The sequence below is a fragment of the Sphingobium sp. JS3065 genome, from assembly GCF_026427355.1.
Classification (GTDB): Bacteria; Pseudomonadota; Alphaproteobacteria; order Sphingomonadales; family Sphingomonadaceae; genus Sphingobium.
The window spans coordinates 2,123,965-2,138,740 of the sequence record NZ_CP102664.1 but is presented as its reverse complement, the minus strand read 5'-3'; the positions used below and the strand labels follow the sequence as shown (position 1 = coordinate 2,138,740).

10 protein-coding genes are annotated in these 14,776 nt (G+C 60.1%); 5 read left to right on the top strand and 5 right to left on the bottom strand.

The window, feature by feature from the left end:
• The first annotated feature begins 82 nt into the window (after window positions 1-82).
• Entirely contained in the window at window positions 83-730 is a 648-nt protein-coding gene (locus NUH86_RS10220; protein ID WP_267249403.1) for a TetR family transcriptional regulator, read from the top strand.
• 23 nt (window positions 731-753) lie between these two features.
• Window positions 754-3,309 (top strand): LuxR C-terminal-related transcriptional regulator, encoded by a 2,556-nt coding sequence (locus NUH86_RS10215; protein WP_267249402.1) that lies wholly within the window; start codon window positions 754-756, stop codon window positions 3,307-3,309.
• A gap of 3 nt (window positions 3,310-3,312) precedes the next feature.
• On the opposite strand, the gene NUH86_RS10210 is transcribed toward NUH86_RS10215, so the two are convergent.
• Genes NUH86_RS10210 through NUH86_RS10190 form a run of 5 tightly spaced genes read right to left on the bottom strand, consistent with a single transcriptional unit; the run spans window position 3,313 to window position 10,600 of the window.
• Window positions 3,313-4,734, bottom strand: a complete 1,422-nt coding sequence (locus tag NUH86_RS10210; protein WP_416365318.1) for an aldehyde dehydrogenase family protein — start codon at window positions 4,732-4,734, stop codon at window positions 3,313-3,315.
• Window positions 4,735-4,746: 12 nt separating this feature from the next.
• Window positions 4,747-5,520, bottom strand: a complete 774-nt coding sequence (locus NUH86_RS10205; protein WP_267249400.1) for an enoyl-CoA hydratase-related protein — start codon at window positions 5,518-5,520, stop codon at window positions 4,747-4,749.
• Window positions 5,517-6,998: an acetyl-CoA acetyltransferase gene (locus NUH86_RS10200; RefSeq protein WP_267249399.1), complete on the bottom strand. Its 1,482-nt coding sequence runs from the start codon at window positions 6,996-6,998 to the stop codon at window positions 5,517-5,519. Before NUH86_RS10200 ends, NUH86_RS10205 begins: the two co-directional genes overlap by 4 nt.
• Entirely contained in the window at window positions 6,995-8,212 is a 1,218-nt protein-coding gene (locus NUH86_RS10195; protein ID WP_267249398.1) for a CaiB/BaiF CoA transferase family protein, read from the bottom strand. The genes NUH86_RS10200 and NUH86_RS10195 overlap by 4 nt, the downstream gene beginning before the upstream one ends.
• A gap of 15 nt (window positions 8,213-8,227) precedes the next feature.
• Window positions 8,228-10,600, bottom strand: coding sequence for a TonB-dependent receptor (locus NUH86_RS10190; RefSeq protein WP_267252098.1), 2,373 nt, complete (start codon window positions 10,598-10,600; stop codon window positions 8,228-8,230).
• A gap of 255 nt (window positions 10,601-10,855) precedes the next feature.
• Here NUH86_RS10190 and NUH86_RS10185 point away from each other — a divergent pair, with 255 nt between their 5' ends.
• Genes NUH86_RS10185 through NUH86_RS10175 form a run of 3 tightly spaced genes read left to right on the top strand, consistent with a single transcriptional unit; the run spans window position 10,856 to window position 14,603 of the window.
• Window positions 10,856-12,709 (top strand): AMP-binding protein, encoded by a 1,854-nt coding sequence (locus NUH86_RS10185; RefSeq protein WP_267249397.1) that lies wholly within the window; start codon window positions 10,856-10,858, stop codon window positions 12,707-12,709.
• Window positions 12,706-13,965 (top strand): cytochrome P450, encoded by a 1,260-nt coding sequence (locus tag NUH86_RS10180; protein WP_323748983.1) that lies wholly within the window; start codon window positions 12,706-12,708, stop codon window positions 13,963-13,965. Before NUH86_RS10185 ends, NUH86_RS10180 begins: the two co-directional genes overlap by 4 nt.
• Window positions 13,965-14,603 carry a glutathione S-transferase family protein gene (locus tag NUH86_RS10175; protein WP_267249396.1) on the top strand — a complete coding sequence of 213 codons (639 nt, stop codon included), beginning with the start codon at window positions 13,965-13,967 and terminating at the stop codon, window positions 14,601-14,603. The genes NUH86_RS10180 and NUH86_RS10175 overlap by 1 nt, the downstream gene beginning before the upstream one ends.
• The last annotated feature ends 173 nt before the right edge of the window (window positions 14,604-14,776 follow it).

The window sequence follows — 14,776 nt, the reverse complement described above, 5'->3', positions numbered from 1 at the left end:
AGCGCGACACCCTAGCCGAAAGGAGGGCAAGCGACTTGCCAAAGTTTATATATGCGCATAAATAAAATAGAGGAGGATTTGGATGGCCAGAGTCGGGGTCCGGGTTGACGAGAACGGCCGCGTTGCAGCGCGAGAGCGGTTGCTGGATGCGACCAGCGCGCTCCTGAGCGAACGCGATACGCTCGAGATTTCCCTCAATGAGATTTCCGTACGGTCCGGGCTGAACCATGGGTTGGTGAACTATTATTTCGGCGGAAAGGAAGGCTTGCTTCTGGCGCTGCTTGAGCGCGATGCAACCAGGGCTCTCAACGAGCTCGAGTATCTTGTCGGCCAGCAGATCGCGCCATTAAGAAAACTGGAACTGCATATCCGAGGCGTAATCAATGTCTACTTCCGCTACCCCTATATCAACCGCCTGATCAACCGCCTGCAGTCGGACAACGCAAACACCGCACGCGAACTGGCGCGGATATTCATCGCCCCGCTTCAAAGGTATCAGGCAATGATCATCGAGGAGTGTCGAGAAACAGGCGGAATTACACCCATCGAACCGCATCTATTCTACTACACCGTGATCGGCGCGTGTGAATTTCTCTTTCACTCGCGCAATACACTTCCCTATCTGTCCGGCCCCCCGGAGATCACGCCAGATCTCAAAGACGCTTACGCTGATCATCTCGTACGAATTCTTCTTGATGGACTGAAGACCAGAAGCGAGCGTCCCGTTTAGAGGGCCTCGAAGGAGTAGGATCAATGCTCAAGACCCTGGCGCGAGCCACAAAGCCAATGTCCTTTACTGTGCCGCTTTCGACGCCCCACGATCCTGCCGGCGGCTTTGTACCGACCCGGGCTTTCGCGCGTCTCCAGCAGGGCAAGGCCAGTGTTACGCTCCTTTCGGCTCCCCCCGGCTATGGCAAGACGACGCTTTTGCGCGCCTACGCCCGCTCCATTGAACACGCAGGCGGCTGCGTCGATTGGTGTCAACTGGATCGAATCGTAGCCGGCGGTCAGCCTGGCGAGAATGCCGACATCATTTTCATCGATGATGCGCAGGATGCTGATCCGGGCAAGTTCGCGCGCCTGATCCGTACCATCACATCCAATGATGCTGCGCAGCGATATGTGATCGCAACGCGGACCCTGCCCGACATGGATTGGATAGGCCTGATGGCCAAAGGCCGGATCGAGATTCTCGACGTCGAGATCCTCGCCTTGAATGACGATGAGGTCGGCGCGATCCTTGAACTCTATGCCGGATGTAGGCCGACCGCCGACCAAGCGGGAAAGGTGGCACGTTGGATCGAAGGCTGGCCAATCGGAGCGCAATGCTATGGCATGCTTGCCCGGCGCCGTGGCGGGTGGGCGAACATCGACATCCGCGAGGTATATCCGCGCGAGGACCTCGGCCATTATCTTAATGAGAGCATATATTCCGAGCTGGACGACGCCATGCGCCGCTTCCTGCTCGACCTCGCCGATCTGGGTCGATTCTCGCCAGCCATGCTGCGCGAGGTCATCGATCCTTCGGCCGAGCTTCTTCTGCAGCGGGCCAGGCTCGAAAACGTGATGATCGTGCCGGCAGCAGGCGGTGGCGAGTGGCTGCGATTGCACGGAATATTCCAGCAGTTTCTCGAGGCGAAAAAGCGCCAGGCGGGCGCCGCGAAAAGCATAGACCTCCTTCGCGCAGCGAGTTCATGGTGCGAACGACGCGAAGCTTTTTGCGATGCGATCGATTATGCGTTCGGAGCCGGTGATTGTCAGCGGGCGCAGGCCCTGATCGTCGCACACGCGGCGCATATCGCGCATGGCCTCGGTGAACTGCCAAAAATGCTGGTGTGGACCGAACAGCTGGAGGAGCTGGGGCAGTCGATCTCGATTCCGTTAAGACTCTGGAAAATATGGGCGCTGGTGCTGGCGTTGCAGGTGGATCAGGCGCGAGCCGAACTTGAGATCCTCGACCGCCAGATGCCCGACGACGCGCCGAGCCTCTGGCTGGCCCATCGCGACAGGCTTCGCGTCAGTCTGGCAGCCCGTGGCGATAACGTGCCGGCGCTCATCGAGCTTGCGGACAGCTGGATGGGGCGTTGGGAAGATCTCGATGCCTTTCACACCGCTGCCGTTTGCGTCTTGCGCGCATTTGCCCATCATCGGCTGGGCGACCGGCACGCTGCCCGGCGGGATCTGATGATCGCCCGCCAGCGAGCAGGAGAGGCAGGCGGGTTATATGGCCAACTCTGGGTCGCGAAGGCCGAGGCCTATCTCGAGTTCCAGTCGGGACGCGTGACCCGGGCGAGAGAGATCATTCTGTCCGCTATCGCCCGCGCCCATGAGTCCGACGAGATGGCGGCGTCGACAATCGGCACCGTTCACCTTCTCGCCGCAAGGATATTGGTCGAGACAGGAGAGGCTGCACGCGCACGGGAACATCTTGCCGCTGGCCATCTCCATGTCGGCGACAATGGCTTGATAGAAACGCATATAGCGGCGCTCGAAGCGGCGACATTGCTCGCAGAGGACTCCGATGGCGTCGATGCGGCATTATGCGAAACCCACCACCGTCTGGTTCGCGGGCTGCGTTACGGCGTTAGTGCCGATCTTCTGGCAGTGGCCTTGCAACTCCGGAACGGTCGGGCGGCTGACGCATCCGACGACTTCCGGGCAGCATTTTCTCGGGACGAGGCGGGGGGATGGCTGCATTGCGCTACCGGACTTGACATCCCCGGCTATATGACGCCGGACATTGAGCAGGCCTATGCCTGGGTGGCGCTTGGCGAAGGCAAGATCGCGGAGGCCGCGGCAATCGCCAGCAAGTTGCTTGTCCCCGCCGAGTTGGCGGGACATGCGCGCGATCATATTTCGCTCCTCATGCTTTCAACGACCTGCTCGGCAAAGCTTGGAAGAATGGGAGACGCCAAGCGCAATTTCGAGCGCGCAATCCGTATGGCCAGCGACAGGGGTTTCTGCCGGACGATTGTTGATCATGGATGGGGCCTGACGACCCTCCTTGCGGAAACCGAACTGGCGTCAGCCATAGCGGCAACCGGCGCACCTCTTCTTGCTGCCCTCCGCATGCGCTATGGCATAGCCGTTGATGGCAGTGATGCGCAGATCCTCGTCGACCGGCTGACAGCGCGCGAGCACGAGGTTCTCGTACTGCTGGATACAGGGCTTACCAGTCAGAAGATCGCCGATCATCTGGATCTGGGACTGTCGACGACAAAGTGGCACATTCAGAATATCTACAACAAGCTCGACGTCCGCAATCGGTCGGGCGCGCTCGCGCGCGCGCGGCGACTGGCCTTGCTGTAACGATCAGGCCGCCTTGGCCGGCTTCACCGTGATCGTCTGCGGCACGGTATATTCGAGCAATCCGCCAAGGCCGTTCTCGACACCGAGCCCGGATTGCTTGTGCCCTGCGAATGCTTGAAATGGCGTCAGATGTTGCACTTCGTTGATCCACACCGTGCCGGTTTCGAGACGCGCCGCGATCGACAGCGCTGCGTCGGTATCGGCGGACCAGACCGAGCCCGCCAGGCCATATTCCGACGCATTGGCCCGGGCGATGACGTCTTCCACTTCGCTGAACTTGATGAGGGGCAGAATTGGCCCGAACGCCTCCTCCTGCACCACGCGCGAATCCTCCGGAGGATTGTCCACGATCGTGACCGGGATGAAATATCCCGGGGAGTCCTGCGCGACATCGCCGCCGGTGAGAAAGCGAAAACCCCGGTCCTTGCAGTCCTTGATGATCTCCACGACCCGGTCGTACTGCAGCTTGTTCTGTACAGGCCCAAGCTCAGTTCCTTGCTCCGAACCATCGCCCATCTTCACCGTCTGAGTATATTCGGTCAGTGCCTTGGCAAGCCTGTCATAAATGGCTTCATGGACATACATACGCTTGGTGGCGATGCAGATCTGAGCGGAATTGCGGAACGCTGCCCAGAACAGGTCCTTCGCGACGGCATCAACATCGACATCCGGCATGATAATCGCTGCATCGTTCCCACCGAGTTCCAGCGTGACGCGCTTCAGATCGGCGGCGGCCGACGCCATCACGCGCTTGCCGGTGGCGGTCGATCCGGTGAAGCTGATCTTGTCGATGCCGGGGTGAGCGGTCACCTTGGGGCCGAGCGCATCGCCGCCTGAAATGATGTTGAGTACACCGTCGGGAATGACGCCGCTCAGCAGCTCGCCAATTCGCAACATTGTCAGCGGCGTGAAGGGCGATGGCTTCAGGACCATCGTATTGCCCGCTCGAAGGGCGGGAGCGATTTTCCAGAACGACAGGAATACCGGAAAATTCCAGGGAGAGATGCCGGCGACCACCCCTATCGGCACATGCCGCGTTTCCGAGCGCCGCTCGGCCGTGTCTTCATTGACCTCGACCGGGATTTCCATGTCAGCCAGCGACGACAGCCAATAGGCCGAGCCCATAATCTCTACGCGCGCTTCGTCATGCGGTTTGCCCTGCTCGCTCGTCAGCAGGCGAATCAGTTCGTCCGCGTTCGCGACCAGTACGCCCGCAGCCTCCTTGAGGACCTGTCTGCGCTCGCTGTCCGACGTGGCCCGCCAACCGGGATAGGCCGCGCGGGCGCTCGAGACGGCCTCATCAAGCTGCTCGGTAGAACAATCCGGGGCGGTCGCAAGCGGCGCGCTCGTTGCCGGGTTCACAACCGTTATCACTTCGGAGCTGTCGACTGCCTTGCCGGCGATCGTCATGGAATAATGTTTCATCGGTGACATCCTTTAGCGACCGGTCCAGCGCGGTGCGCGCTTCTCGATGAAGGCGCGAGGGCCTTCCTGATAATCTTCCGTAAGCGCCAGCTTTTTACCCATGGCAGCAGCCGCGGCTTCTAGTTCGTCCTCGGAGCGATTGAAGGCATCGCGAGCGATCGCTAGGCTTTCCCTGACCGCAATCGGTGCGTTCGCCGCGATGATCTCCGCCAGGGCCAGTGCCTGCGCGGCGACATCGTTTTTCGCGACGACCCGATTCACCAGTCCGAAATCCAGCGCGCGTTCGGCGGACAGTGGTTCACCCGTCGCAATCAGTTCGAGCGCGACGGCGCGCGGCAATGCCCGTGGAAGCCGGTAAAGACCGCTCGCGAGGGCGGCCAGGCCCCGTTTGACCTCGGGAAGCCCGAATTTCGCGTCGTCCGAAACCACTGACATGTCGCAGGCCAGAAGGATTTCCGTGCCGCCGGCCAGCGCAACGCCGTTGACGGCGGCGATCCAGGGCTTTTTCCGCGCCGCCCGAACGAAGCCGGCGAAACCGCCCGCGCGCGTCACCAGATCACGGATCCGGCCGGCGGAAATTTCCTTGAGATCGGCGCCGGCACAGAATGCGCGATCGCCGGCGCCGGTGAGAATGACGCAACGGATATCATCGTCCGCTTCGGTCTCGATGACCGCCTGTTCCAGCGCCCGGGCGACCGCGCCGTTGATCGCGTTGCGCGCATCGGGACGATTGATGGTGACTCGCGCCACATGCGGGACAGGCTGTTCAACAAGGATTTCGGTCACGAAAGTCTCCATTCCAATAGCCCATCCTCGGCAGTCGTCACTGTTCCGCGCGCGCCGATCGGCGAGTGGAGCCGGTCGGTCAGACGCGCAAGGGTCGGGAGGTCGGTGGCGGGAACGCGCGCCATTGTGCGATGTCCCTCCGGTGTGCGCAAAATGACGATCCCCCGATCGACGGCATTTTCCCGTCCATAAAGGACAGTAAAGCTTTCGACCTCGGCGCTGCCGCTATGGCTTTCGACAATCCGCGGCACCGGACCCCGCAAGGCGTCAGCCTTGCCGTCCACCCGGTAATCGACCGCCAATTGCTCAGCACCAGGCTGGCTCGAAAGAATGACGGCGTGATGTTTGGTCACGAAATCGCCCTGGCCGTACAGCAGTCCGCTGCCGGAGCTTTCCCTCAGTCGTCGAACCATCGCACAGGTCGCGTGCAGCATATAGCTGTTGAACGGGCCGCCGAAGAAGGTGAGACCACCCGTTACCGTAGGCTCGACATCCTCGCCGAGCCCCAGGGTGCGCCGCGCCATCTTTGGCACGCAAGGAAAACAGCTATAGAGTTCGAGCTGGTCGAAAGCGCCGCCGTTCAGCGCCGTGGCGGCTTCCAGAACGACTTGCTGCGAGGGCGAGGCATAATAGCAATCGCGGTCCAGATAATCCTCTGGCTCCTTCGAAGCGGCGCCGCCGACGAGATAGGTCATGCGGGCAGGATCGATACCGAGCGCGCGCGCCCTCTCCTCTGTCATGACGAGTACGGCCGCGCCCTGGTTCACAGTCGGATTGGCGACCATCAGCTTGTGGTAGGGCCAGGCAACGAGCGGATTCCGGGATGTGACCGTGCCGATTTCGTCTGGAGATACGGGCTGCTGCATCCAGGCATAGGGATTGTGCGACGCGACCGCCGCGTATCGGGACCATAATAGTGCGGATTCGGCCTGCGCCTCCGCCGGTGTCATCCCCCAGGCATGCAGGGTCGCATTTTCGAACAAGGGGTAGATATAGGTCGGCTGGGCCACGCCGTGCGCGCGGCCCATCGCCGAAAGCATTTCCTCGACGCGCCACGGATGTTCCATGACCTTGGCTTTTGCCGGCCATGGCAGGTCAATGCCTGCATTGCGGGCCTTCTTAACACTGCTGCGAGCTTCGGCGCCGCAGACCAATGCTATCCGGGATTCCCCTTGAGCGATGCGCAAGGCGGCATCGTGGAGGACCCTGAGCGGACTTTCACCGCCGCCGGCATGATAGATCGCACGGTCAGGTACGATCGCCAGCCGCTCGCACAGTTTGCGCGCGGTATCCTCGTACCGCCAGGTGATCTGATGAATCACTTCAACCGCATCGATCTGATGCAGCAGGGCAAGACCGCTATCCTGCTCTGCTCTTCTGGCGGAGGAGGCCATCAAGTCGAGTGGATCGAGACCCAGGGATGGCTCTGTCGGCCGATCCCTGATCTCACCGACACCAACTATGACCACATTGGTCATTCGGCAGCACCCATAGTCTTGCTCAACCCGATGTCCGTCAGGATTTCATCGGTATGCTCGCCCAGGCGTGGCGGATCACGGCGCACCGATGCGGGTGTCGCGCTGAATCGCACGGGGTGGCGCAGCGAAATATAGGTTCCCTCGCTGGGATGCTCGCGCTTCTCGAAAAATCCGACAGCATTGAGATGCTCGTCGTCAAGCACCTCGTCCAGCCGGTTGACCTTCATGCAGGGGACGTTGCGCTCCGTCAGCGCGGTCACCCATTCGGCAGTCGTCTTGGTCTTTGCGACCTCCTCGATCATCGCGTAGATTTCGCTGATGTTTTCAGTGCGCAACGCATAGGTGGCGTAGCGCGGATTCTTGGTGAAAGTCCCCGGGGGTAGTCCTCCGATTTCAAAGAAATCATCCCACTGCGAATCGGAGTAGGGGAGGATCGCCAGATAACCGTCCTTTGTCGGGTATGGCTTGCGGTTTGGATTGAACACCCGGCTGTAGCCGTAACCTCCGGTCGGCGGTTCGAACGTGTGACCGTAGAGATTTTCGCTCATGTTGAAGTAACTGAAGCACTCGAACATCGGAACTTCGACGAACTGCCCTTCGCCGCTGCGCTGCCGGTGGAACAGTGCTGCCATGGTCGCGTAGGCTCCGAAAAGCCCCGAGGATTTGTCGGCGATCAAGGACGGCTGATATCGCGGCGCCGGGTTACCATCGACCCGGCTCATCAGATCGGTGCCGCCCGCGGCAGCCTGGATGAGGTCGTCATAGGCTTGCTTCTTCGCATAAGGGCCGTCGGACCCGTATCCGGAACAATGAACGTAGACGATATCCGCTTTCAGCGCCTTGACGGCCTCGTAGCTGAAGCCGAGCTTCTCAAGCCCTCCCATGCGGACATTGGTTATGAAAATGTCCGCAGTGGCAATGAGGCGGCGCAGCGCCTCGCGGCCATCCTCCTGCTTCAGGTCCAGAAGCACTGATCGCTTGTTGCGATTATAGTGCATGAAGATCGGCCCCATCGCCGGGGTCTTGGCCGACTTGCCTGTGTAGCGAAAGATATCGCCCCCATTGTCTGCTCGGGTTCCAGGCGCCTCAATCTTGATGACATCGGCGCCAAGGTCACCGAGGATCTGGGAGGTATAGGCACCGAAGAGGACGCTGGTCATGTCGACGACACGAATGCCGTCGAGTGCACCGGGCAAGGCAATGGGGACGTTCACAGGGACCTCAATCAATCAATATTTGAACGAAGCGACCAGACCATAGGTCCGCACCATTCCGGGCACGCGGATGGACGTGTCTGTCAGGATGTCGGTCGCCGTGTAATAGTTCTCGTTGAAAAGGTTGCGTGCATAGAGGCCGATGCTCCAGCGGTCGTCCTGACGATGCAGGGCGATATTGGCATTCACGACCGTGTACGCCTTCAAGTCGAATACCGGATCCTCGTCGAGCGAGCCGACCGTCTTACCTTGGTAATTGCCGTTCGCACCGAACTGGATGGCAAGGGTGTCATTGATCGGCATGTCGTATGAGACAAGCGCGTTGAGCTGATATTTCGGAGTGAAAGGAAAGGCCGACCCCTTGAAATCCTGCGCTTCGCCGAAGCGGTTAAAGCCATTGAATTCAGTGACCTCGGTATGGGTGTATGACGCACCGAACTTGATGAGCAGTTCGCGTGTCGGCGAGATGGTGATGTCCGTTTCGGCGCCATAGACTTCCGACTTCGGTACGTTGACGATGCGTGTCAGCGACACGAAGATCGGATCGAGGATTTCACCGAAGACCTGCTTGTCGCGATAGTCGTAGTAGAAGCCGGCGGCGTTGAATTGCACCAGTCGATCGAACAGTCCGAGCTTTACGCCCGCCTCATAGGCAGTCACCTTCTCCTGCGTCGCCGGGACGAGCTGGGTTACGACATTCGCCGCGACGACCGGAAAAGCGCCTGACTTGTAACCACGGCTGACCGACGCATAGGCAAGCACTCGGCTATTCGGCGTCCAGGTCAACGCAAGGCGACCGGACACATTGTCCTCCTTGAGCTGGCTGGAGACCAGGCCTGCCGCACCGGAGAAGTCCGCTTTGTAGGTCAGGCATTCATTTGGGCCGATACCGGGACTGGAAAACGGACGTCCAGTCCTGGCGGCGACAATCGCTGCCACGCCGGTGTTCCAGACGGGAGCGGTATTGTTATTGTAATCGGCCGAGCAGCCTTCGAAATCGAGCTTGTCGTTCGAATAACGAATCCCCCCGCTGACCTTGAACTGATCCGAAAGCGCCCAGTCCGCGTTGGCGAAAGCCGAAAGCGATCGACTCGTCTGGCGCGAAAGGTTGCGGAAATTATCGAACCCGTTCGCAATCTGCGCAGACGTATAAGTCGTCTGCGGGATCGTCTGCCCGACAAAGGCGAGCGTGTTGAGGATCGAAGAGTCGCGATAATAGCCGACCTGGTCATCGCGGATCTTGTCGCGGGAATAATAGCCGCCAACGATCCAGTTGACCGCGCCAGTGTCGCCGGTCAACCGCAGTTCCTGAGAAAAGGATCGGATACGGCCGTCCGACAGATATTCCGATGGCTCGAAGGTGGTGCCATCCACATCATTCATGTCGTGGCGCTTCACGTCGGAATAGCCGGTGAGCGAGGTGAAGGTCAGCGCATCGTTCAGTTCATAGTCAATCCGGCCAGATGCCGACCAGAAGCGGGAGTCCGCTTTGTAGGGCGGCTTGCCTGCATAGCTTGGCCCCCAGCTTGCCTCTCCCGCTTTCCAGTTCGTCCGGACCTGATCCGCCAGACCCGGCACGGCAAATGGGGGGGAGTCGGGATTGAAGGCGACTGCCTGGACCGCAATCGTGTCGGAGTTGTCCTCCCAGTACGACCCGCCAAGCGTCACCTTCAAACGGTCGGTGGGCTCCCAAAGAAGCGTGACGCGCCCACCCATCCGGTCTTTCTCGCCCAGGCGTTCGCCAGGCACATTGACATTGCGCTGCCACCCCTTGTCTGAGGTATCCCAACGTCCCGCGATGCGGATGCCGAGCGTGTCAGTCAGCGGGCCGCTGACGAAACCTTCGAAGTTGATCGTCTCGAAATTGCCGACCTCGGCCGTCAAACCAGCATGAAAGTCTTTGGTTGGCTTTGCCGTGATGAAGTTGACGAGGCCGCCGGTGGTGTTCCGGCCATATAATGTGCCCTGAGGCCCCTTCAAAACCTCGACGCGCTCAATGTCGTAGGAAGGGCCATTGCTCATATAGGGGTAGGCGTAAGCCACTTCGTCGACATATATGCCAACGGGCGACGTCGACGAGAGATTGGGCGTATTGAAACCGATGCCGCGCACTGTGTAGATCGGCGTGTTGGCGCTCGACCGGCTGAAATTGAATGCAGGCACGAGTTGTGAAATCCCGGCCGCATCGGTCACGCCGGCCTTCGTGAGAATGTCGCCGCCGAAGGCCTGGATGGAGAGCGGCACCTTGTTGATGCTCTCCGACCGGCGCTGCGCGGTCACGACGATCTCTCCAGCGCCGACATCAGCGCTCTGATCTCCTGCTGCAGCTTGCGCAGCGGCCGCCTCGGCCTGGTCCTGCGCATGTGCTGCAGCCGGCAGAGCGGCCATCGCGATTGCCAAACACGAAACCGTTGTCACATATTTTCTCCCAGACATATCCACCCCCCTTTTTGTCGGCCAAGCCCGAATGACTTTGTTGCTGCCTTGCCTAGGCGCATTCGCAGCACTGCAACCCCGTAAAAAGGACGGGCAGTTTCCGGATGGTGCGCAAGGAAGCGTTGATGGCCCATCCTTTCGAGTGGGCATACGTCCAATCGGTTGAGTCATATAGTTCGCGAAGAAAAGCGAGCGGAGAGCGATGAAATGGCGGGAGGCCCGACACCGAAGGATATCAGAGAGGCGTTCGCCGCGATCGGGGTGGACGATCTGCCGGGCGTAAGCGTCTATGATGCTATTCGGCGGAAGGCGTTGCAGTTTCCCGACAAGATCGCGGTCATCGACCTGCCCAGCGCGGACCTCAATGCGACGCCGATATCGACTACATATGAAACACTGCACGCGTCGATCTTGCGCGCGGCAAACCACATGCTGGACCTGGGGCTTTGCGACGGCGACCGCATCCTCTATCTGGCGCCCAACGGTCTTGCAGGCCTGACCGGATTTTGGGCAGCCCAGTTGCTGGGTGTTGTCGTCCCGGTCAATCCGTTCCTGGATTCGGGCGCCATAGGCGAAATTGCGCGCGCCACCGGCGCGCGGGCCGTCATGTCCGCGGGCGAACACAGCGTCTGCGGCAGTTACGGGCTGGCCTGTGCCTTGACGGCCGCCAATCCGACCCTGGCTTTCCATCTCGTATTGGGAGAAGGCGCCGGCGATCGCGCCATCGACCTTCTCGGAGCGTCCGCCCCATTCCCGGCCGACCGGTATCTGGGTAAAGAGCCGAGTCTGGACGAAATAGCCGCCTATTTCCCCACCGGCGGCACGACCGGCGCGCCGAAAGTCGCACGGCTGTCGAATAGAAGCCTTTTGGTCGGGGCACACAGCAGCGCGGTGGCGAGCAGCCTCGATGCCGATCATGTCGTGCCGCTTGCCTTGCCCATGTTCCATGTCGGAGGCGGTGTCATTGCCTCAACACGCACGCTGATGCTTGGGCAAACCCTGGTGATCCTGACGCCGGCAGGTTTCCGGACACCCGATCTGGCCGTGAATTTCTGGGCGCTGGCCAACAAATATGGCTTTACTCAATTGATATCGGTGCCGACGGTGTTTTCGGATCTGCTAACGACCCATGCGGGCGAACAGACGAGCATCCGCCATTTCATAGCCGGCGCGAGCAAGTTGCCGGCAAATCTGTGTCGATCTTATGAGAAGCTCTTCGGTCATGGCATCTATGAGGGCTATGGCATGACCGAGACGGCCGGCTTCTGCTGCGTCAATCCGATCGCGTTGCCTCCCCGGCCCGGAAGCGGCGGGATCGTGGCGCCTCTCTACGAGGTGAAAATCGTTTTGCTCGACGATGCCCATCGGTTCGTCCGCGAATGTGGGGTAGGTGAAGTCGGAAACATCGCGGTGTCCGGGCCTGCTGTGTTTGATGGCTATGTCGATACGGCCCAGGATTCCAGCAAGTTCATCGCCGGCATGCCAGGTGCGCCGTGGATCGATGCCGGTGACCTGGGGCGCTTCGATGCCGACGGTTATCTCTGGATCGCGGGTCGCGAGAAGGATCTCATCATTCGAGGCGGGCACAATATCGATCCGGCGCCGATCGAGGAGACCTTGCTGGATCATCCGGATATCCTCGATGCTGCGGCCGTCGGTATGCCCGATGCGCGGGTCGGCGAATTGCCGGTGGCATTTGTTCAACTCGCGGATGGTGCGCGGCTGGACGAGGCGGCGCTGCGGAGATTTTGCCAAGAGCGGCTACCTGAACGTGCCGGAACTCCGATGCGCATATTTCAGCTCGACGCTCTTCCGCGAACAGCGATGCGCAAGATTTTCAAACCCGAATTGCGCCGCCTTGCGGCCGCCGTAGCGGTCGAGAGCCTGCTGAGCAGGAGCGCCGCTACGGATCAGATAAGCTGGCAGGTCGTATCCGACGACAAGGGGTGCCTCTCCGTGGAAATCATCGGTGACCTCGCCGACCGCGGCTGGCGCGAAGGCATCGAAGACGAACTGAGCCAACTCAATCTTCAGGTCACTTTCAGCGAGACGCATGCATGACAGAACTCCTCACGCCTGAATCATTGGCGCGCCCATCGACATTTGCGAAGCCCGACCAGGTCTATGATCTTTACGCCCGACTGCGACGCGACACACCCATCGCGAAGGCAGAGCCACGCGGATACCGCCCCTTCTGGGTGATGACCCGTCATGACGATATAATGGCCGTCGAGCGCGATGCCGAGACATATGCGGCAGGAGATCGGACGGTCCTTCTGCCCGAGAAGGTAGAGGCGATCTATGAGGCCAAATATGGCGACCGGAACGGCGTAAAGCCGTTGACGCATATGGACGGAGCCTACCACCGGGCGCATCGAAGCGTCACCATGGACTGGTTCGGGCCGAAACACTTACGAAAATTCGAACCGCAGATCGCCGCGATCGCGAAGGAGTTTGTCGACCGGATGGAAGACCTTGGCGGGAACTGCGATTTTTCGGCAGATATCGCCTATTGGTATCCGCTGCGGGTGGTGATGACGCTCATGGGTGTCCCGCAGGAAGATGAGGCGTATGTGCTGCGTCTGACACAGCGTCTCTTCAGTCCGGCTGACAAGGATTTGAAGACCCAGGATGGCGAACCACAATCCGCCGCGCCGGGCGGAAGTCGCGATGTTTTCGCTGAATTCGGCGACTATTATAAATCGCTTACGGATGATCGCCGCAAGAACCCGCGTGATGACATCATCTCGACGATAGCTAACGGCGTCGTGAATGGGTGTCCGATGGCCGAACGGGAGATGACATCTTATTATGTTATCGCATCAACTGCAGGTCACGACACCACTGCGGCGTCCATAGGAGGCGGTCTGCTGGGGCTCATCCAATTTCCCGAACAACTCGCGAAGTTGCGCGCCGACATCGGTCTTCTCGGTTCCGCGGCCGAGGAGTTCGTCCGGTGGACGGCGCCTGTGAAGCACTTCATGCGCACACCGCGGCGAGACGTGACCTGGCATGGCACGACGATTGCGGCAGGTGAGGCGATCATGCTGTGCTATCCATCGGCATGCCGGGATGAATCGGTCTTTCCCGATAGCGATCAATTCCGCGTAGATCGCAAGGGAAATCCCGCACATCTGGCCTTCGGCTACGGTCCGCACTTCTGCCTTGGCAAGTTCCTGGCAACGATGGAAATCCGGGCCTTCTATGCGGAACTTCTCCCGCGCCTGAAGCATGTCGAGCTTGCAGGCGAGCCGACTTATATCGAATCCACCTTTGTAAGCGGCTTGAAGAGCCTCCCTGTTCGGTTCCGCTTCTAATGGCCGTCGAGCGAACCCTCTATCATAGCGCGGACTCGCGTTCCTTCCGCGCCCTTTGGGCGCTGGAAGAGGTGGGCATTCCTTATACGCTCGAACTTCTCGATTTTCCGCCACGACAGACGAACCCTACCTATCTCGAGAAGAATCCCCTCGGCACCGTTCCTCTCTTTGTCGAGGGAGAGCTTCGGATGACCGAATCCGCTGCGATCTGCCATTATCTTGGTGCGCGCTATGGCTCGGATGGCGTCGTGCCCGAGGTGGATGACCCGAGTTTTGGAGCTTTCCTCAATTACCTGCACTTTGGGGAGGCAACGCTCACATTTCCCCAGGCAATCGTCCTTCGCTACGGTCGCCTCGAACCCCAGGAACGGCGTAGCGCCCAAGTGGTGAGCGATTACAGTCGCTGGTTCCTGGCGCGGGCGCGTGGCATCGAGATGTTCCTCGAACGGGGCGATTATGCTACTGGCGATGCTTTTACCATGGCCGACATCTCGGTGGGTTATGCGATTATGCTGTCTCAGTTCACGGGCCTGTTTGATCAGTTGACCGATCCGGTCCAACGCTATTGGGATCGCTTGCGCAAGAGGCCGGCCTTCATGCGGGCGACAGTAGCGCAGAGACCCCATGGACGCCTGTAGGGCGCGCGCATCTCCATGCTCCAGCCCATGACATCTTCTAAACAGAACGCCCGGCGGAAAAATGACGAGGTTTGTCGTTGGTCCGAGGGCAGAGATTTCTCTCCGCCCTCCGAAAATGCTGGTTCCGTCCCTCCTCGATCGTGCCAAGGTCAATCGCGGCTGATTTCGGCGAG